A 19,960-nucleotide genomic window follows, 5' to 3' on the forward strand; every position below is an offset into this window, starting at 1 on the left:
AGTGTGGTAAAAATGCAATCTTAGGTCCGAAACCGCGAGCTCGCTAATGTCCACTACTTAGCTGAATTCGGTCGCAAAAAGGCGGACATTTTGCGACCCAAGTTTGGCCAATGCGGCCACTTTATGGTTTCAACAACACATAAGTTAGATGTTGCATGAAGATGGTGGGCCCGGACAGACTTGAACTGTCGACCTGCCGATTATGAGTCGGATGCTCTAACCAACTGAGCTACGGGCCCCAAAGAAGAGGGCGCCATTATACGAGGATTCGATAATGGCGCCAAACGCTTTTAGTTTTCGCTATCCAGGAAGCTGCGCAGGTGTTCGGAACGGCTGGGGTGCCGCAGTTTGCGCAGTGCTTTGGCTTCGATCTGACGAATACGCTCGCGGGTAACATCAAACTGTTTGCCCACTTCTTCCAGGGTGTGGTCGGTGTTCATGTCGATCCCGAAGCGCATGCTCAGTACCTTGGCTTCACGGGCGGTGAGGCCGGCCAGTACGTCGCGGGTGGCTTCCATCAAGCCTTCGATGGTGGCGGAATCCACCGGTGAATCGATGGTGGCATCCTCGATAAAGTCACCCAAGTGCGAATCTTCGTCATCACCGATGGGGGTTTCCATGGAGATGGGTTCTTTCGCAATCTTCAGAACTTTACGCACCTTGTCTTCCGGCATTTCCAGGCGCACGCCCAGCTCTTCAGGGGTGGGCTCGCGGCCCATTTCCTGCAGCATCTGGCGGGATACCCGGTTCAGCTTGTTGATGGTTTCGATCATGTGCACCGGAATACGAATGGTGCGGGCCTGGTCCGCAATGGAGCGGGTGATGGCCTGACGAATCCACCAGGTGGCGTAGGTCGAGAATTTGTAACCACGGCGATATTCGAACTTGTCCACCGCTTTCATCAAGCCGATGTTGCCTTCCTGGATCAGATCCAAAAACTGCAGGCCACGGTTGGTGTACTTTTTGGCAATGGAGATTACCAAACGCAGGTTGGCTTCCACCATTTCCTTCTTGGCACGGCGGGCTTTGGCCTCACCAATGGACATGCGGCGGTTGACTTCCTTGATCTCAGGAATGGTCAGGCCGATGTGTTCCTGCAGTTGCACCATGCGGCGCTGGGCGCGCAGTACTTCCGGGCGCACGTTGGCCAGGCCTTCAGAGTAGGGCTTGCCGGCTTTGATGTGGGGATCAATCCACTCCAGATCCACCTCGTTGCCGGGGAAGCTTTTGATGAACTCTTTCCGCGGCATTTTGGCCAGCCGGATGCAGTTGTTCATGATGGTGCGTTCCGAGGCGCGAATGGCGGTGAGGGTGTCGCGGATTTCGCTTTCCACCTGCTCGAATAAACGGGGCACCAGTTTGAAGGTAACAAAGTGGTCTGCCAGTTTGCCCAATGCGGTTTCGGCGCGCTTGGATTCACGGCCATGCTTGGCGATGGCGGCTTCTGACTTTTTGTACAGGGATTCCAGCTCGTCGAAGTTTTCTTTCGCCAGCTCGGGATCGATGTCGTTGTCAGCAGAGTTGTCGTCATCGTCGTCATCGTCATCATCATCGTCGGAATCGTTTTTATTGGCTTCCGGTTGCTGATTGATGGGGGTGGGCGCGGCGATTTCGTCATGCTCGGAAATAAAGCCGGCAATCACATCAGAGATGCGGCCTTCTTCGTTTTCGGTAACACGGCGATATTCCCCCAGCACGGTGTCGATGCAGCCGGGCCAGTAGGCCAGGGCATGCATCACTTCACGGATGCCTTCCTCGATGCGTTTGGCGATAACGATTTCGCCTTCCCGGGTGAGCAGCTCCACGGTACCCATTTCACGCATGTACATGCGCACGGGATCGGTGGTGCGGCCAGGTTCGCTTTCCACGGAAGCCAGCGCAGCGGCGGCCTCTTCGGCAGCGTCTTCATCTGGGCTGGTGGCATTGTCATTGAGCAACAATTCATCGGTTTCCGGTGCCACTTCGTGCACTGGAATGCCCATGTCGTTGATCATGCCAATGATATCTTCGATCTGATCGGGATCGGTGATGTCGGCCGGTAGGTGATCGTTCACCTCGGCATAGGTCAGGAAGCCTTGCTCCTTTCCTTTGGTAATCAGTTGTTTTAGCTGGGACTTTTGCTGTTCAGTATTGGAGGTCATGAAATGCCCATTCCGTCTGGTGCGCGAAGAACGCGGCATTATACAGGGTACGGGTTGCCGTTGCCACTGGCAGCCCACTGAGTTTGTCGGGAGTTTGTAATAATTGATATCTGATTACATTTCAGGCCTCTTGGTGGTGTCTGATCAGCGGTGTGGCCGCACTCAGGCTGGGTAAAATGGTGATTATTTGGACAATTCTTTCTGTAAGTGTAGTAGCTCTTTGAATCTCGTCTTGTCTTTGACGCCTTCGGCGATGATTTGATCCAGATCCTGCTCCACTTTCTGTAAATAAAGTCGTCGTATTGCGTCGCCAAGTTCGGGGCCCTGCTCGTCGTTGGGCAGCAGAAACTCTTTGGCGGCCAGTTTGAAAATGGTGTCGCTGTCATCCCGGTTCTGCCAGTGGCCAAGGATGGCTGCGGTGGATGCATCGGGCTTTTGTTTAATAAATTCAAACAGTTCCAGTAAAGTTTCCATTCGCGGCAGTTGCAATTGCTGCAGTTCGTCCGGCAGCGTCAAGCCGGTTGCCTGGCGTGGTGCATTGAGCAGCATGCGGATGGTGGCATCCACCAGGGAGATCTCGTCCCGCTTCTTGTTTTTATCCAGGGCCTGCCGTCTGACGGGCTTGGGGCGGGGCGATCTTGACGGGCCGGAGCCTGTAGATTCCCCATCGTAGTCGTGATATGGGGGTGGCTGATCAGAATGCAACCCCTCAAACTCTGAATAGTCTGCAAATTCATCCGCTTGCCGGGGGGGCGCTGCCTTGGCGGCTACCGGCGCTGCCAGTTGGATGTCTTCCAGTTCGGTGATCTCCCCCAGCCGTTTCAGCATCAGCTGTTGCAGCACGCCGGCCGGCAGCTGTTCCAGATGCGGTTTGGCCAGGCTGGCCAGGCGGGCGCGGCCATCCATGGTGCGAGTATCCACCTCGGCGGCAAGGTGCTTGAAAAAGTACTCCGACAGGGTGTCGCACTCGTCCAGCAGGCCTTCAAAGTAGTCTTTGCCGTTTTGCCGCACCAGGGTGTCGGGGTCTTCCCCTTCCGGCAGCAGCAGAAATTTGATTTGGCGTCCATCGCGGGCGGTGGGCAGGGCGTTTTCCAGTGCGCGCCAGGCCGCCCGGCGGCCGGCTTCATCGCCATCAAAACAGAAGATCAGCTCTTCGCTGTGGCGAAACAGTGTCTCGATATGGTCGCGGCTGGTGGCGGTGCCCAGGGTGGCCACGGCGTAGGGGATGCCGAACTGGGCCAGGGCGATGACATCCATGTAGCCTTCCACCACCACAAAGCGGCGGATCTTGTTGCTGGCCTGCCGGGCTTCATACAGGCCGTAAAGTTCGCGCCCTTTGTGAAATACCGGGGTTTCCGGTGAGTTCAGGTATTTGGGTTTGTCATCCCCCATCACCCGGCCGCCAAAGGCAATGACCCGGCCGCGGCTGTCGCGGATGGGGAACATCACCCGGTCGCGGAAGCGGTCGTAGCGCCGCCCCTGATCGTTTTCGATCAATAGCCCGGTTTTAATCAGGTGGTTGAGGTCGGTATCGCTTTTGCCCAGTGCGTTGATCAGGTTGTCCCAGCCCTGGGGTGCGTAGCCCAGGCGAAACTGTTTGGCGGTTTGCCCGGACAGGCCCCGTTGTTTCAGGTAGTTCACCGGGCGTTCGCGGGTTTTGGGATTGCGTAACTGTTGCTCGTAAAAGGCGGTGGCCGCTTCCAGAATGTGAAACAGCGGCTGGTGATTCTCCCGTGGTTGGCTGAAATCCTCGTCACGGGGCACGTCCAGGCCCAGGTTGCGGGCCAGGGTTTCAATGGATTCCACAAACCCCAGGCGGGTGTAATCCATCAGAAAGCCGATGGCGTTACCACTGGCACCGCAGCCAAAGCAGTAATAGAACTGCTTTTCGGGGCTGACGGTAAAAGAAGGGGTTTTCTCCTGATGGAACGGGCAGCAGGCCGAGTAGTTTTTGCCGGTGCGTTTCAGGTGCACATAGCTGTCGATGAGTTCCACCAGATCGGTTCTGGCAAGAACATCATCGATAAAGGTTTCGGGTATGCGGCCGGCCATGGGGGCGGGGATTACCCCAGCAGCTCTTTAACCTTCTTGCTGACCGCGCCCATATCGGCACGCCCCTGAACCTGGGGTTTCACCACGGCCATGACTTTGCCCATGTCTTTCATGCCTTCGGCCCCGGTTTCCGCGATGGCAGACTGAATGATGGCGGCAACGTCATCTTCGCTCATGGCGGCGGGCAGGAATCCTTTCAGCACCTCAATTTCCGCCAGTTCTTTCTGGGCCAGGTCATCGCGCCCACCCTGGGTGAACTGTTCTACGGAATCTTTGCGCTGTTTCACCATCTTATCCAGAATCGCCAGCACGCGGGTGTCGTCCAGCTCAATGCGTTCGTCTACTTCCACCTGTTTCAGGGCCGAAGTGGCCAGGCGCAGGGTGGCCAGGCGCTCTTTGTCTTTCGCGCGCATGGCTTCTTTAACGGCATCGTTCAGTTTGCTTTTGATGTCTGACATGGTGATTTCCGTTCTGGTCAAAAGAGAAAGCTAATAAAACAACAATACGCCGGATCGGGGCAAGCCCGCCGGCGTTTGTGTAAGGTATTTGCAGCGTAATGGGGCTTAGAACAGGCGCTTGCGACGGATCTGTTCGCGAGCCACTTTCTTGGCGTGACGCTTGACGGCGGCGGCTTGCTTACGCTTGCGAACCTGGGTGGGCTTCTCGTAAAACTCGCGACGGCGAACTTCCGCCAACACACCCGCTTTTTCGCAGGAACGCTTGAAGCGACGCAGGGCTACGTCGAATGGCTCGTTTTCTTTAACCTTTACATTAGGCATTAACAAATCACCTTACTTATGAATTCTGTTTACGGTACAAAAACCAGTTCTTACTAGGCCTGTGGCCATAAGGGTGCCGCATTTTAATGGCATTGATGGCTAAATGCAAAGCCGGTTTTTGGTAAACTGCGTGGAATTCTCCCTGCGGGGGTTGTTGATTAAACGGATTAGGCGAAATTTGTGCGAATTCTAGGCATTGAGACGTCCTGTGATGAGACAGGTGTTGCGATTTACGACAGTGAGCAGGGTATTCTGGCGGATGCCCTGTACAGCCAGATCGAGTTGCACGCGGAATACGGGGGGGTGGTGCCGGAACTGGCTTCCCGTGATCATGTGCGCAAATTGATCCCCCTTATTGATGAAGTGATGCAGCGGGCCGGTTGTGCGCAATCGGATCTGGATGCCATTGCCTATACCGCCGGGCCCGGCCTGGTGGGGGCTCTTATGGTGGGGGCCGCGCTGGCAAAGAGCCTGGCCTTTGCCTGGGGCATGCCTTCTATTCCCGTGCATCATATGGAGGGCCATCTGTTGGCGCCATTGCTGGAGGATCCCGCGCCCCAGGCTCCCTTTATTGCATTGCTGGTGAGTGGCGGCCATACCCAGTTGGTTAATGTGGAGTCCATCGGCCGCTATGAAATCCTGGGGGAATCCCTGGATGATGCCGCCGGGGAAGCATTTGATAAAACCGCCAAGATGCTGGGGCTGGGTTATCCCGGTGGGCCGGCCATTGCGCGGGCCGCCGAGCTGGGTGTCGGCGGCCGTTTTCAGTTCCCTCGCCCCATGGTGGACCGGCCTGGACTGGATTTCAGTTTCAGTGGCTTGAAAACCTTTACCCTTAACACCCGGGATGATTGTGCCGGGCAGGAGGGTGGTCTGACGCAGCAGGATGTGGCGGATATAGCCTGGGCGTTTCAGGATGCGGTGGTGGATACTCTGGCCCTGAAATGCCGCCGTGCGCTGCGTCAGACCGGCGCCAGCCGGCTGGTGGTGGCCGGTGGTGTCAGTGCCAATACGCTGTTGCGACAGAAGCTGGCCGAGATGGTTGCCAAAGAAAAGGCCGACGTGTTTTACCCCCAGTTGCGTTATTGCACCGACAACGGCGCCATGATCGCCTATGCGGGATACCAGCGTTTGCTGGCGGGCGTGGAATCCAATCTCAATGTGCAGGTGCGGGCCCGTTGGCCCCTGTCTGAATTATCAGGCTAGTCTTTTGGGGGCAGGCGGAAGCCCTGCTCCTGCCCCTTGATCAGCAGCAGAATGTTGTGCCGGTGGCGGAACAACAGCATCAGGCTCAATACCAAAATGGGGTGAAACAGCTCCGGGTGGGTGATCAGCATGATCAGGGGCGCCAGAAAAAAGGCAGCAATGGAGGCCAGAGAGCTGAAGCGGGTGCTGAAAAAAACCAGTAGCCAGATAGCGCCCACCACCAGCATGGAAGGCCAATGCAGAATGGCCAGCACTCCCATTGCAGTGGCTACACCTTTGCCGCCGCGAAAGTCGAAATACACCGGATACAGATGGCCCAGAAAGGCGCAGAAGCCACAGAGTGCCGCCATGCTTTCCGGCATGCCCAGGCGGCGGGCAATGATCACGGGCACCACGCCTTTGGCCACATCCCCCACCAGCGTCAGTGCGGCAGCAAAGGTGTTGCCCACCCGCAACACGTTGGTGGCGCCGGGGTTGTGGGAGCCCTCGGAGCGGGGGTCAGCAAAGCCGAACAGCCGGCACACCAGAATGGCGGCCGATATGGACCCCAGCAGGTAGGAAAAAATCCATAGAACAATGGCTAACAGGCTTTCCAGAACACAGTCTCCCGGGTGGATGGGCGCTCATTGTTTCATTTAAGCCGGGTGTGCTCAAGTTGTCACATGGGGGGCATCTTGGTAGATTGCCAGCAATTACGCGCAAGGTGGCCAGAGAATGGATATTGTTTATATACGTGACCTTAAGATTCAAGCCGTGATCGGGGTGCTGGACTGGGAGCGTGCCATCAGGCAACCCCTCAGCCTGGAGCTGGAGATGGCCTGCGATATTAGTAAGAGCGCAGCCAGCGATGACATCGCCGATGCCCTGGATTATGCGGCGGTGTCCACCCGTGTTGTGCAGTTTGTGGAAGACAGCCGGTTCCAGCTGGTGGAAACATTGGCGGAACAGGTGGCGTCGGTGGTGCTGCAGGAATTCGGTGTACCCTGGCTGCGCCTGCGCGTCAGTAAGCCTGCGGCTGTGAAAGCCGCGCGGGATGTGGGTGTGATCATCGAACGGGGAGAAAAGCCCTGATGGCAAGGGTGTATTTGAGTCTGGGCAGTAACATCAACCGTCACCATTATATACGGGTGGCACTGGACACGCTGCGCCAGGTATTTGGTGAGCTGGTGGTGTCGCCGGTTTATGAAAGTGAAGCGGTGGGGTTTGACGGCGATAATTTCTATAACCTGGTGGTGGGGCTTCATACCGGGTCCAGCGTTGGGGAATTGCAGCGCAAGATCAAGGCCATCGAGGATGAAAACGGCCGGGTACGGGGTGGCCCCAAATTCAGTTCGCGAACCCTGGATATTGATATCCTCACCTACGATGACTGCGTGGGTGTCATTGACGGAGTGGCATTGCCACGGGATGAAATCGTGCACAATGCCTTTGTCCTGTGGCCGTTGGCGGATGTGGCCGGTACTGAATTGCACCCACAACTGCAGCGCTCCTATGGGGAGCTGTGGGCCGAATACGATAAGTCAAAACAGGCTCTATGGCGCGTGGAGCTGAACTGAGTTCAGGCTTCTGCCGCCATCCACCGCAATGTCCTGCCCTGTGATATAGGGGGCCTCTTCAACCAGAAAATAAAGTGTGCGGGCAATATCCCATTCAGTGCCCACCCGCTGCAGGGGAATCTGCTGCAGAATTTTTTGTTTTTGTTGTTCGGTTAATTGGTGTTCCCCGTCGGGCCACAGCATGGCGCCGGGTGAAATGCCGTTGACCCGTACCTCCGGTGCCAGGGCCTTGGCCAGCGCGGTGGTCAGCGTGCGCAATGCAGTTTTGGCCATACTGTACGGGATAAAATCCGGGTTCGCCTGTTCGGCCAGCGCATCAATAATGTTGATGATGCAACCCTGGTTTGCTTTCAGCAAGGGGGCCAGATGCTGGCTGAGAAAAAAAGGCGCCTGGGCGTTGCTGGCAAACAGGTCATGCCACTGTTCCAAGGTGGTTTGGCCCAGCGCTGTTGGGTAAAACGCCGAAGCGTTGTTGACCAGTAGATCCAGTCGGTGTTTCCAACTGCCGGATTGCTCCGCCAGTTGTGGCCAGGCATCGGGCGATGAGAGGTCGGCGTGCAGGGCAATGCAGGAATGGGGGCGGTTGTGGTTCAGTTTATCGCGCAGGGCTTTGGCAGATTGTGCGCTATTGCGGTAATGCAGAATCACAGCGTAACCCCGTTCGTGCAGGTATTGCGCTGTATACGCTCCAATGCGCTTTGCCGAGCCCGTGATCAGGGCGACTTTCTCATCACTCATGTTGATTTCCTTCTTTTCTGCATTTTTATCTGCCCAGCGATGCCTTGCCGTGTTGTAAGTGGTGTTACTCAAGGCCGGACATAGCTGTGTTTCATGTCGCGTATGGCATCGATGCGCCGCTTGCGTAATTCAATGCCCAGGGTTTCCCCCTTGAAACCAAGGTTAACCAGGGCTTGGGCCTGCACATTGCTGGCGGCCTGTGCGCAATCCCGCAGGTAGTCGGCCTGGTGGTAATGTCGGTCTTGCAATCCGGTGCGGCCTTTGGCATCGGCCTCGCAGGCCGTTAAAAACAAACTCAGGGTTTCCGGTCGGCGGAAGTAATCCAGAGCTTCCAGCAAACGCATAACGGTGCTGGGTTTCAGTTCAAAGGCGCGATGGCTGTGGGTGTGGTAACGGGCCACCAGGCTGCTCAGGCGCTTTACCGGATTGGGTGCCCGCCAACGTGCACAGACTTTTTTGCTGAGGTGCTCGCTGATGTCTTCGTGGCCGGGGTGGCTGGGTAACTGATCCGGTGCGGTTAAGCCTTTGCCCAGATCGTGGCACAGCAGTGAAAACAAAATGGCAACCCGTTGCTCGGCGTTGAATGCCGGTGTGCAATCCGTTTCTGATGTCGAGCCACTGTGTGACAGCAATCCTGTTGCCGACTGTAATGTCATCATGACATGCAGGCCGGTGTCGATTTCCGGGTGATGTTGTTCTGGTTGCGGCACACCAAAAAGCGCATCCAGTTCCGGAAATATCTCGGCCAGGGCACCGCATTCACGCAACACTTCAAAGTAGCGCCAGGGGCTGGGTTCCAGTAATGCTTTTTCGGTTTCCACCCAGATCCGCTCAGGGGTCAGGTGCTGCAGTTCGCCGCTTACTGCGATGGTGTGCATCAGGCTCTGGGTTTCGGCGGCAACGGTGAACCCCAGGTGATGATAACGGGCAAGAAAACGGGCCACCCTTAATACCCGTAACGGGTCTTCCACAAAGGCCTGGGACACGTGACGTAAGGTTCGTTTTTCCAGATCCTGCCGGCCGCCGTAAGGGTCAACCAGAGTGCCATCGCCGGCTTCGGCCATGGCGTTGATAGTCAGGTCGCGGCGAGACAGATCCTGCTCCAGGGTAACGTCCTGGCCGAAGTGGCACTCAAATCCGGTGTATCCGGCTTTGGTTTTACGCTCGGTGCGGGCCAGGGCATATTCCTCGTGGGTTTGAGGATGCAGAAACACCGGAAAATCTTTACCCACTGCCTGGTAACCTTGTTGCAACAGTTCATCCGGTGTTGCACCCACCACCACCCAGTCCCGATCTTTCACCGGAAGATTCAATAACTTGTCCCGTACTGCGCCGCCCACCAGGTACACGTTCATGAATGACTGATCCATTCCTGTTTTGAATTCGTTGTGTGAATTATTTCTTAAAGCGAGAAAAAAGCGTTGACCTGCATTTAACCCAGCCCCTATAGTGTATCTCATTCAAAACCAAGTTAACGTTTTTTTCAAAGACAGCAATGAATACTCACACCGCAGCTTTCAGCATTCGCCATATTAACGCAGCCTTTAAACGCTGTGCGATGGCGCGCGTCCGCGTATGGCGCATGGCAGAAAGAGCTGCGGGAGGGTGAGGGAATAAAGCAAACATTCTGATCCCGGTTTTAAAAAGGCCGCAGCGTTCCAGTAACCTGCGGCCTTTTTCTGTTTTAGGCGGCAGGTTACTGAAACAAAGCGTTCATCGTGAAGGAGGAAATAGGAGTGAACCTGTCATGTCAGTGCCAGCTGCTTATCTTGCAGTAATATTGGTTTGGGCCACCACGCCCTTGGGAGTGCAATGGAGTTCGGAGGGGTTGTCCCCCCTTGCCGGTGCGTTTAGCCGCATGTTTTTAGCGGCGATTATCGGATGGATTGCGGCGCGATTGTTAAAAGTGACGGTGCCCTGGCATCGGCAGGCGTTGAAAATCTACGCCATATCCAATATCGGTTTGTTTTTTGGCTTGATGTGCGTGTACATCGGCGCGAAATACATCACCAGCGGTATGATCTCGGTTTTGTTCGGCTTGTCGCCGGTGGCGTCGGCCATCCTGGCGCGTTTCCTGTTGGATGAGCCGCCGTTTTCGTTGGCGAAATGGCTTGCGGTGGCCACGGGCCTGGGCGGGTTGTTGGTGATCTTCAGTCAGGATATGACGTTGACCGACAGCAGTTATGCCGGTTTCGTGTTGGTGGGCATTGGTATGTTGTGCTTTTCCCTCAGTGGTGTGCTGATCAAGCGTCACAGTATTGATATGCATCCGCTGGCACAAACCGTGGGATCGCTCACCCTGGCCGCGCCGCTGTATCTGGTGGCTGGCCTGTTCATTGGGTTGGAAGTGGATTCGCCGCACCCCAGGGCCATCGCCGCTATCCTGTACCTTACTTTGTTCGGTTCCTTTATCGGGTTTTTCTGCTATTTCTACATTCTCAAGCATCTGGCGGCCAGTTCGGTGGCGCTGGTCACCATGATTACGCCGGTGCTGGCCATATCACTGGGGGTGTTTTTGAATGGTGAAACGGTAACCGAGACACTGGCCATTGGTGCCAGCATGATTTGCACCTGTCTGTTGTTGTTTTACTGGGGGGACCAACTGTTGCGTCAGATAGGGTTTGTGGCAAAGCGGCCGCAAGCTTGACGTTTTCAACAATTGAACTTTGCAGCAGGCTGGTGTTGTATGGTGGCTGATTCATACCACACCAGCCTGCCGCACCAATGAGAGTTCAAGCATGAGTTTTTATGAAGATAAAATATTTCCGTATTTTATGGAAAAGGCCACAAAAACCTTTCGCCGGGAAATTGCCGAGCTGATTGCGCAGGCAGAGGGAAGAGTGCTTGAGATCGGGGCGGGTACCGGTGCCAACCTGGGGTTCTACTCAGCGGCGGTGATGGAGGTGGTAGGCATTGAACCGGTGGCGGCCATGCTTGAGAAAGCGCAGCGCGTTGTGCAGCAGACCGGCCATGACTTTCCTGTGCAGTTGCAGGTGGGAGACGCCAGGGCCTTGCCATTCGAGGATGACAGCTTCGACAGTGTGGTTGCCTGCCTGGTGTTTTGCACCATACCCGAACCGGAACAGGCGGTGGAAGAAATGCGCCGTGTATTAAAGCCCGGTGGCAAACTGGTGTTCTATGAGCATGTGGCGTCAAACCGCCCCCGTGTCAGAGCCTGGCAGAAACGAATCAATCCGCTTTGGCGCAAACTGGCCTGTGGATGCGAGATCACCCGGGATACCCGTTGCCTGTTTGAGAACGCCGGCTTTCACTATCAGCACATCAAGGATTTTGATCATCCCAAGGTGCCGCCGCTGATGGCTCCCATCATTGCCGGTGTTGCGGTCAAATAATCAGGACAGCATCATATTGCGCGACATGTGCTGCGAATTCGCCATGGCTTCCGCACCCCAGTATATGGCCCTGATATGATGGGCCAGGCGTTTTTCCGCTTCTTTCTGCTTGGCGTAGGGTAAGTCCGCACTGGCAATCCCCAAATTGAACACCAGGGTGGAAATGGCTTCGGCAATGAACAGGGGATTGGTGATTTTGCGATGCCGGCGCCGCATTTCCAGCTCGATGATCTCTGCCAGTTGGTGGTTGAGCGTCATCAGGCAGCGTTGAATGGCGCGCCGAATCAAGGGTGAGTTGCCGGTGGCTTCCCGCGCCAAAACGCGGAACAGGGCGCCGTTGTCGTGAAAGTGTTGCATGCAGATCGCAACGCTGCTTTCCACAATGTCCTCGCCTTTTTCCTCCTGCGCTTTGGCATCCTGCAATATAGCCTGCAACGCCGTTTCTGCCTCAGACACCAGAGCCAATCCCAGCTCTTCCATGTTCTTGAAGTGGCGATAAAAAGAAGCGGGGGCGATGCCGGCTTCTTTGGTTACTTCCCGCAATCCCAGGCTGGAAAAACCCTTGTCTTCATTCATCTTCTTCAAAGCAGCAGCCATGATGTTGTTGCGGGTCTGCTGCTTTTGTTCGGCTCTGGTCAGGGGCTCTGTCATGTTGATCCGTATTATTGTTAAGGCACTTCACGCAGTCTGCGCCATACTGGTCTTTACTGGGCCATTGGAATGAGGTGGCAGGGACCGGCAGCGATGCTATGGATAGTGGAGTTAAGTGTACAAGTGTTTGCTCAAAAAGCAAATTTCAGAAGCAGGTTTGTCTGATTGTTGGTTTAAAGCGGCTGATTTAGCCACTTTTCTGGCGTTAATCGCCACTTGATTCTTGCGTTTTATAAAAAATGGAGTATATTGGCAAACACTTGTTTGCTGAAATATGCATCGCTTTTTGTGTACCCAATGGCTGCCTGCAGCAGCCAGCAGGGCTAAGGGAATGAATTATGAGGACTTTCAACCAATTGGCACGGGAGCCAATGACCAACGTCGATACGGCTTGGTTGCGCATGGATTCCAACGAGAATCTGATGGTGATAAATGGCTTGTTGTTTTTTGATGAGCCCATGGGCCAGGATGAATTTCAGGCGTTGTTGGAGGAGCGATTGCTGGCCCAGCACAAGCGCTTTCGTCAGCGTCCGGTATGCGAGGGCGGTCACTACTTTTGGGAAGAGTTGCCGCACATAGACATGGATTATCACCTGACCACTCTTACTATCGACGAACAGGGTGATAGCGAGGCGGCGTTGCGCGGAGCAGTGTGCAAGCTGATCCCTGAACCCCTGGCTTCTGACAAGCCTTTGTGGCGGTTTCATTTTCTATCTCACTATAAATCAGGCAGCGCGGTGCTGGTGCGGGTTCATCACAGCTACGCCGATGGCATTGCGCTGATCTCGGTTCTGGATTCCATTGCAGATCACTCGGTGCTGCACAGTTCTCCGGCAGCTCGCTTTAAAATGCCGGAGCGTAAGCCCAAATCCGGTGCCCCGTGGCACCGGCTGGCTTTTTTGTTATCCAATTCTGCCTATGGTGTGGCCTTTGGCGCTGCCTGGTTGTTCGAGGCTTTGCGGGTGTCCTTATGTCGCCCGGATTCGAAGACCGCTTACAAGCGTGATCTATCCCCTCACAAACAAGTGGGGTGGGCACCGTCACTGCCGGTGGATGAGGTAAAAGAGGTTGGTAAAGCCATGGGCTGCACCATCAATGATGTCATCCTAGGTTGCGTTGCCGGTAGCTTGCGCCGCTACCTTCAACGAATCGGAGAGCCGGTTGCGGGGGTCTGTGTGCGGGCTACTATTCCGGTGAACCTGCGGCCCCTGGAAGAAGCGTTGCAGCTGGGTAATCGCTTTGGCCTTGTGTATCTGGCGTTGCCGGTGGGCGAGGACTCCGTTAAAGGGCGCATCAAAGCCGTGCAGTGCAATATGAAAAAACTGAAGAACGGCATGCAGGCACAGATGAGCTATAACATTCTGGGCATGCTGGGCTATTTCCCCAGCGCCGTGGAACGTTGGGCGTTGAGGTTTTTCTCCAGCAAAGCGTCCGCAGTGATGACCAATGTTCCGGGCCCATCTGAGCCGGTTATTCTGAAAGGAAAAAAGCTATCCAAGCCGATGTTCTGGGTGCCGCAATCCGGTGGTATTGGTATTGGTGTGAGTATTCTGAGTTACGACAATAAGGTCGAGTTCGGTTTTGTTGCCGATGCGGCGCTGGTGCCGGAGCCGCAGGCAATGATTGATGATTTTGTGGATGAGTTCAAATCCATACAGGCGGAGGTGTTGGGAGCGCCTGCGTTCAGTGGTGAGCTGTCCAGGGCCTGATGGCCGATCGTTTCTGGTATGACTTTTGTTGATGTGTTTTAAGTGGGAAATGCTTAGTCAGGCTGGCTAAGGGAATATTATGAGGTATTGGTTATGGCGTATTTTGTAACAGGTGCAACCGGCTTTATTGGCCGTTATCTGGTGGAAAACCTGCTGCAACGGGAAGGTACGATTTACGTACTGTGCCGTGAAGCATCACTGGGCAAGGTGGAAACCCTGCGCAAGAAAGTAGGGGATCTTGATGGTCGGGTGGTGCCGGTGATGGGGGATTTAACCCAACCGGAGCTGGGTATCAGTGACGCCGACCAGGACAAGCTGCGGGGTCAGGTGAATCACTTTTTCCATCTGGCCGCAGTTTATGATCTGGAAGCGGGAGAATCCGAGCAGATCATGGCCAACGTGGAAGGCACCCGCAATGCCATGGGGGCAGCCAAGGCTTTGCAGGCCGGCTGTTTTCATCATACGAGTTCCATTGCGGCGGCGGGCATGTATCCCGGTATATTCCGCGAGGATATGTTTGAAGAAGCGGAAAACCTGGACGATCCCTATCTGCGCACCAAGCATGAAGCGGAAGGCCTGGTGCGCAAGCAGTGCAAGGTGCCTTACCGAATCTATCGCCCCGCCATGGTGGTTGGCCACTCCAAAACCGGTGAGATTGATAAGATCGACGGCCCCTATTATTTCTTCAGCCTGATTAAAAAGCTGCGTCAATTACTGCCGCCCTGGATGCCCATGGTGGGTATAGAAGGGGGGCGATTCAATCTGGTGCCGGTGGATTATGTGGCCGATGCCCTGGATCATCTGGCGCACCAGGATGGGCTGGACGGTAAGTGCTTCCACCTCACCGATGAGACCCATTACAAAATCGGCGAAGTGATCAATATCTTTGCCCGCGCTGGCCACGCGCCGCAAATGAATATGCGGGTGGACACACGCATGTTCAGTTTTATGCCGCCGTTTTTGCGTAAAACATTGGGAACCCTGCCACCGGTAAGACGCATCACCAACACGGTGTTGGAGGATTTGGGCATTCCCCGTGCGGTGTTGAAATTTACCCGTTATTACACCAAGTTTGATAATCGTGAGGCGCAGGCCGCGCTGGAAGGTTCAAACATCAAATGCCCGAAACTGGAATCCTATGCCTGGCGGTTGTGGGATTTTTGGGAGCGCAATCTGGATCCCGACCTGTTTATTGATCGCACCCTGGAAGGGCGTGTTGCCGGCAAGATTGTGGTGGTGACCGGCGCCTCGTCCGGTATCGGCAAGGCCACGGCGATTAAACTGGCGGAGGCTGGTGCGGTGATCATTATGGCCGCCCGCAAACCCACCAAGCTGGAAAAAGCCAAGCAGGAGATTGAAGAGAAAGGCGGCAAGGTGTATTCCTACAGTGTGGATATTGCCAGCATGGAAGATTGCGATCGTTTTGCGCAGCAGGTGTTGGCGGATTTCGGGCGGGTGGATATTCTGGTGAACAATGCTGGCCGCTCTATACGCCGCTCTATTAACCTGTCCTATGATCGCTTCCATGATTTTGAACGGACCATGCAGTTGAACTATTTTGGCTCATTGCGTTTGATTATGAATTTTCTCCCCGTGATGGAGCAAAATCGCAGTGGCCATATCATCAATATCTCTTCCATCGGTACCCTGACCATGCCGGCACGATTCAGTGCCTATGTGGCATCAAAGTCTGCGTTGGATGCGTTCTCCCGCTGTGCGGCATCGGAGTATTCCGACTGCAACGTTCATTTTACGACGATCAATATGCCATTGGTGCGCACCCCAATGATCGCCCCCACAAAGATCTACGATAATGTTCCTACCATCAGCCCGGAAGAAGCCGCCGATATGGTGGCAGAGGCAGTGATTTATCGCAGCAAACGTATTGCCACCAAGCTGGGTGTGTTTGGGCAGGTGGTGCATGCGGTTGCACCCAAGTTTGCAGAAATCGTCATTAATACCGGATTCCGTATGTTCCCGGATTCGGCGGCGGCCAAAGGCAACAGCGATGAGTCGGCACCGGCGCCGGTGGTGTCACCGGAGCAAATGGCCTTCGCCTACCTGATGCGCGGCGTTCACTGGTAAGAGGACGTGTTTCGAGCGTAGCCAAGAAAAAGCCGCACTGGTAATGAGTGCGGCTTTTTTGGTTGGCGGTGGTGTTCAGCGTCGGATAACGGGCAGGTTGTCTTTGGTGCTGAGCCGGAAGGCGCCATGGTGAAACGCCAACTGCTGACCCTTGTCATCGTCTTTTACTTCAAACTGAAATGAGCCACTGATCCAGTCGCCCTGCTCGGACTCCACCACAATGGTGCCGGATTCCAATGTTGTTGCATTGACGTCGGCGGATTCTGAGGTGACTACCGCCTCCTTGATGGTGTAAGTGCCCGGGCCCTTGTAGTCGGCAATGACCATGCGGAGTTCGGTATCACCATGCCGGGATACGATGTACACAGCATCTGAAAACAGGGATGCCCGTTTTTGCCACCAAGCCTGTTCCGGTATGGCCATCAGGTCTTTGGCCTCCCAGTTGTCACTGAAATAAATATCGCTGCGATCCTGACGCAGGTCTGCCACCGTGAGGTGTTTCAGCTTTTGCTTTTCTTGGCTCAGGGTTTGTGTGAACTGCTGCTTTGAATTCGGTATGGCCATGGTGGCAGCAGCATACTTCTGTTTGCTGCTGGCCTTTGCCGCTGCCGGGGCAGTGTTGGCCGCCACTGCCGTGGCCGCCACAAAAGGCTTGGCCACGGGTGCAGGGGCCGGTGGAGGGGATTCGGCTGCCGCTTTGTGTTCAGGCTTGGCCGGCCGGGAAACAGTGGCTGGCGCTGGTGTTGGCTTTTGGCGGGGGGCCACCGGTTGCGCTGTGGTGGGGGCGGCCACCTTTTCCTTGGCTAGCGCGGTTTCCGTGGCTACCGCGGCCAGCGCAACGGTGGCGGTGCGGGTGGCGGTTGTGGCAACCGAGGTGGCTTTTACCAGTTTGTTGTTCCGGTACTGGCAGGGTTTGGATTTGCCGGCATTGGTGCAGGTGCCGGTGCCGTGGGCATTATTGTGCTTGAACGAACCGCGGTACTGACTGCCCAGGGCCGATACCAGGATGCCGTCACCGTGCCGCATGCCTTCCACAAAATCCCCTTCGTAGTAACCGCCGGTGCTGTAGTCGATACGGCCCTTGCCATCCTGGTTGCCGTTACGCCACTGCCCGGAGTACACATCACCGTTGGGATAGTAGTAGTGGCCCTTGCCATGGGGCTTGCCGTTATCAAAGGAGCCCTCATATTCGCCACCGGAAATAAAGGTCAGCTTGCCGTAGCCGTGGGGTTTACCCTGATGCCAACTGCCCTGGTAGTAGGTGTTGTCGATATAGGTTTGTTTGCCTTTCCCATTGGGCTGGCCATCCCTGAACTCACCTTCGTAGATGGAGCCCGCCGCGTAGCGTTTCACGCCGCTACCCTGGGGTTGATCCTTGTGCCAGTTACCTTCGTATTCGTCCCCGTTGGTGTATTTCATGACGCCATGGCCCTGGCGGCGTCCATGATCAAAGCGGCCCCAGTATTGGGCGCCATTGGCGTAGGTGAGGCTGCCATAGCCGTGGGGTTGGTTGCCGGACCACTCACCCTCGTAGCGGGCACCATCAGGCCAGACGTGGGTCTTGTGTTCCGTGCGGTATTCGGTGATATCGAGATAGCTTTCCTGGTCAACGGCTTCTGCATGAATATTCATGCAGGACAGCAACAATAACCCCCAAGCCCCTGTAGTTAATCCTATTGATTTCATGTTTTTCGACCCAAGGCGAACATCCTGTCGATAATAGTTATGCTGGTGCTTTCCCTGCCCAGTCTCGTTTTTCCAAATAATTCCAAATTTATGCGCGGGTTTCAATGAGAGGCTTGTAACCCAGCCTATACTTACAAACGATTGGCCACAAAAACAAGGGGACAGACGTATGTGGTTGCTTCGAGTGTTGTGGGCTGTACTGAAGACCGAATGCACATCATCCGCCCGCCCGGATCCGAAACATGGTTCACACCGCAGGCTGTGCAAGGCCTATCGCCGGCGGCGCCAGCAGGTGAAGAGCTTCTGGATCATAGCCGGGTTGATCGTGCTGATCGAGCCTGCGCTGCCCTTTATTGTATTTGTATCCCTGTTTACCACGTTTCTGTCTTTTATGTATCTGGATGAGTCAGAATCCCGCTCCCGTTGAGTTACAAAATGTCACAGAAGTTGTGAGTGCTTGCTTACTCAGGTGCATAAGAGTTCCGGCTTGCAGTTATAAGGTCCGCTGGGAAGGGCTGGATAAATTCTAACCGGTTTGCGCCTGAATGCGGGGAATTTGTCATAATTTCCGGGTAAGTGGAATAGTTGCTAACCATTGCCGTTCCGGGTTGAGACCCACTCGTCATTTGGCGGCTCTCAGGCAAGCCTGAGCAACTACACTGAACATTGAATGAATGAACTTTGAATGAAAAAGAGAGTTAGCTGACGAGGTTGTAGGTGTCTGCAGTAACGTATCTGAATAACGGCATGGTTCGTAAGTGTTTGCTGGTGTCCGTGATGGTGTTGTCGGCCAGCAACGGCATTGCCAATGGCGGCTGGGTAATAGAGCGTGATGATCGCGGTGACAGCCCGCTGTTGAAAGACCGTAAAACCATTGCCATGACACCCGAGCAGAAAGAGCAACAGGCGCTGGCCACCGCCTACGGGGCTGCGTTGAAAGAGGAGCAGGAGCGTATTCGCACTCACTGGTCCGCACCGGAGGTGAGCAGTGAGACCCGTTGGGTCAGTTATTCCGGAGATTATTCATCCAAACGGGTAGTGGACTTCGAACACAACCAGATTGAAATCAGTGTTGACAGTATTTACCAGGGCGGTCGCCTGGATTTTGCCGCCATGTCCAAGAAGGCGGGCAGCCAGTTGCAGCGCACTTTAGGTACCTCCATCGCCGCTGCTCTGGAAGGGGATCCAATTCAGCGCGCCATTAATGCCACCTATGCCAACCTGGGTAAGGAAATTAAGGCTTCTGACGCAAGCAATGAGCTGGTGCTGAAAGAGTTGTTCAATTCCCCCCGGCCCACGGCGGAGGATGTTCGCAACAAAGCCGCAACCTTGATGCGTAATTCATCGATTCGTTACCAGGCGCTGAACGCCAGCCTGAGTCTGGCGGCGATTCCGGTCAACACGGGTAAGAAACTCACCTATGTGGTGCCCTTGCCGGACAACCGTATTCGCAAAAAAGTGGTGGAGTATCGCCCTGAGGTCAGCAAAAATGCGCAGCGGTTCGCGTTGAGCTCCGATGTAATGATGGCCATTATTCATACGGAAAGCCATTTCAATCCGTTGGCCCGATCCCATATTCCTGCCTTTGGGTTGATGCAGATTGTACCCTCCACTGCAGGTCGGGATGCCACCCGTAAGCTGTACAAGAAGCCTTCCCTGCTCAGTGCCCAGTATCTGTATAACCCCCGTAAGAATATCGAGGTGGGGGCCGCCTATCTCAATGTGCTGTATTACGATTACCTGAAAGACATCAAGAACCCGGAAAGCCGCTTGTACTACACCATAGCGGCCTACAATGCCGGTGCTTCCAGTGTGGCCAGAGCCTTTATCGGCAAAGCCAGTTTTACCGACGCCGTCGATACCATCAACCGGATGACCCCGGAACAGGTGCTGGAGCGCCTGGTGAAGAAAGCGCCCCATAAGGAAACCCGCCAGTACGTGGAAAAAGTGCTGAAGCGAAGAGCGTATTACGCGGCGTTATGATAGGGCAGAGCCGGGGAGCAG

The 19,960-nt window shown here is 55.1% G+C and carries 18 protein-coding genes and 1 tRNA gene; 9 read left to right on the forward strand and 10 right to left on the reverse strand.

Annotated features, from left to right (window positions below; translation table 11 throughout):
- Positions 1-162: 162 nt before the first annotated feature.
- The 5 genes from D9N13_RS02655 to rpsU all read right to left on the reverse strand — a co-directional run bounded on the left by D9N13_RS02655 (position 163) and on the right by rpsU (position 4,972).
- Positions 163-239, reverse strand: a tRNA-Ile gene (locus tag D9N13_RS02655).
- Positions 240-290: 51 nt separating this feature from the next.
- Positions 291-2,180, reverse strand: coding sequence for an RNA polymerase sigma factor RpoD (gene rpoD / locus D9N13_RS02660; protein ID WP_290585504.1), 1,890 nt, complete (start codon positions 2,178-2,180; stop codon positions 291-293).
- 144 nt (positions 2,181-2,324) lie between these two features.
- Positions 2,325-4,193, reverse strand: a complete 1,869-nt coding sequence (gene dnaG, locus D9N13_RS02665; protein WP_290585506.1) for a DNA primase — start codon at positions 4,191-4,193, stop codon at positions 2,325-2,327.
- An 11-nt stretch (positions 4,194-4,204) separates the two neighbouring features.
- Complete coding sequence (locus D9N13_RS02670) at positions 4,205-4,651, reverse strand: GatB/YqeY domain-containing protein (protein WP_290585508.1); 447 nt, start codon at positions 4,649-4,651, stop codon at positions 4,205-4,207.
- A 105-nt stretch (positions 4,652-4,756) separates the two neighbouring features.
- A complete protein-coding gene (rpsU, locus tag D9N13_RS02675) occupies positions 4,757-4,972 on the reverse strand; it encodes a 30S ribosomal protein S21 (protein ID WP_290582128.1) in 216 nt (71 codons plus the stop codon).
- Positions 4,973-5,152: 180 nt separating this feature from the next.
- On the opposite strand from rpsU, the gene tsaD reads away from it, so the two are divergent.
- A complete protein-coding gene (gene tsaD / locus D9N13_RS02680) occupies positions 5,153-6,178 on the forward strand; it encodes a tRNA (adenosine(37)-N6)-threonylcarbamoyltransferase complex transferase subunit TsaD (protein WP_290585511.1) in 1,026 nt (341 codons plus the stop codon).
- Here the strand turns inward: tsaD and plsY are convergent.
- A complete protein-coding gene (gene plsY / locus D9N13_RS02685; protein WP_317622454.1) occupies positions 6,175-6,795 on the reverse strand; it encodes a glycerol-3-phosphate 1-O-acyltransferase PlsY in 621 nt (206 codons plus the stop codon). The two genes, tsaD and plsY, sit on opposite strands and share 4 nt — an antisense overlap.
- Before the next feature lie 97 nt (positions 6,796-6,892).
- Here plsY and folB point away from each other — a divergent pair, with 97 nt between their 5' ends.
- Positions 6,893-7,249: a dihydroneopterin aldolase gene (folB, locus tag D9N13_RS02690; RefSeq protein WP_290585515.1), complete on the forward strand. Its 357-nt coding sequence runs from the start codon at positions 6,893-6,895 to the stop codon at positions 7,247-7,249.
- Positions 7,249-7,734: a 2-amino-4-hydroxy-6-hydroxymethyldihydropteridine diphosphokinase gene (folK, locus tag D9N13_RS02695; protein ID WP_290585517.1), complete on the forward strand. Its 486-nt coding sequence runs from the start codon at positions 7,249-7,251 to the stop codon at positions 7,732-7,734. Before folB ends, folK begins: the two co-directional genes overlap by 1 nt.
- Here the strand turns inward: folK and D9N13_RS02700 are convergent.
- Both D9N13_RS02700 and D9N13_RS02705 read right to left on the reverse strand, forming a co-directional pair.
- Entirely contained in the window at positions 7,711-8,472 is a 762-nt protein-coding gene (locus tag D9N13_RS02700) for a pteridine reductase (protein WP_290585519.1), read from the reverse strand. The two genes, folK and D9N13_RS02700, sit on opposite strands and share 24 nt — an antisense overlap.
- Positions 8,473-8,540: 68 nt before the next feature.
- The gene (locus D9N13_RS02705; RefSeq protein WP_290585521.1) at positions 8,541-9,842 is read right to left on the reverse strand and encodes a multifunctional CCA addition/repair protein; all 1,302 of its coding nucleotides are present in this window, start codon (positions 9,840-9,842) and stop codon (positions 8,541-8,543) included.
- Positions 9,843-10,219: 377 nt separating this feature from the next.
- On the opposite strand from D9N13_RS02705, the gene D9N13_RS02710 reads away from it, so the two are divergent.
- The gene (locus D9N13_RS02710; protein WP_290585522.1) at positions 10,220-11,119 is read left to right on the forward strand and encodes a DMT family transporter; all 900 of its coding nucleotides are present in this window, start codon (positions 10,220-10,222) and stop codon (positions 11,117-11,119) included.
- Between the two features lie 91 nt (positions 11,120-11,210).
- A complete protein-coding gene (locus D9N13_RS02715; protein WP_290585525.1) occupies positions 11,211-11,825 on the forward strand; it encodes a class I SAM-dependent methyltransferase in 615 nt (204 codons plus the stop codon).
- Here D9N13_RS02715 and fabR read toward each other — a convergent pair whose 3' ends face one another.
- Entirely contained in the window at positions 11,826-12,476 is a 651-nt protein-coding gene (gene fabR, locus D9N13_RS02720; RefSeq protein WP_290585528.1) for an HTH-type transcriptional repressor FabR, read from the reverse strand.
- A gap of 338 nt (positions 12,477-12,814) precedes the next feature.
- On the opposite strand from fabR, the gene D9N13_RS02725 reads away from it, so the two are divergent.
- Positions 12,815-14,185, forward strand: coding sequence for a wax ester/triacylglycerol synthase family O-acyltransferase (locus tag D9N13_RS02725; protein WP_290585530.1), 1,371 nt, complete (start codon positions 12,815-12,817; stop codon positions 14,183-14,185).
- A gap of 93 nt (positions 14,186-14,278) precedes the next feature.
- Positions 14,279-16,270 carry an SDR family oxidoreductase gene (locus D9N13_RS02730; RefSeq protein ID WP_290585532.1) on the forward strand — a complete coding sequence of 664 codons (1,992 nt, stop codon included), beginning with the start codon at positions 14,279-14,281 and terminating at the stop codon, positions 16,268-16,270.
- A 75-nt stretch (positions 16,271-16,345) separates the two neighbouring features.
- On the opposite strand, the gene D9N13_RS02735 is transcribed toward D9N13_RS02730, so the two are convergent.
- The gene (locus D9N13_RS02735) at positions 16,346-17,902 is read right to left on the reverse strand and encodes a DUF6252 family protein (protein ID WP_290585533.1); all 1,557 of its coding nucleotides are present in this window, start codon (positions 17,900-17,902) and stop codon (positions 16,346-16,348) included.
- Positions 17,903-18,125: 223 nt separating this feature from the next.
- Here D9N13_RS02735 and D9N13_RS02740 point away from each other — a divergent pair, with 223 nt between their 5' ends.
- Together D9N13_RS02740 and D9N13_RS02745 are read left to right on the forward strand one after the other, a co-directional pair.
- The gene (locus D9N13_RS02740; protein WP_290585536.1) at positions 18,126-18,383 is read left to right on the forward strand and encodes a hypothetical protein; all 258 of its coding nucleotides are present in this window, start codon (positions 18,126-18,128) and stop codon (positions 18,381-18,383) included.
- Between the two features lie 290 nt (positions 18,384-18,673).
- Positions 18,674-19,939, forward strand: a complete 1,266-nt coding sequence (locus D9N13_RS02745) for a transglycosylase SLT domain-containing protein (protein WP_290585538.1) — start codon at positions 18,674-18,676, stop codon at positions 19,937-19,939.
- The last annotated feature ends 21 nt before the right edge of the window (positions 19,940-19,960 follow it).

The organism is Ketobacter sp. GenoA1, from assembly GCF_003671475.1.
In the GTDB taxonomy this organism is placed as follows: Bacteria; Pseudomonadota; Gammaproteobacteria; order Pseudomonadales; family Ketobacteraceae; genus Ketobacter.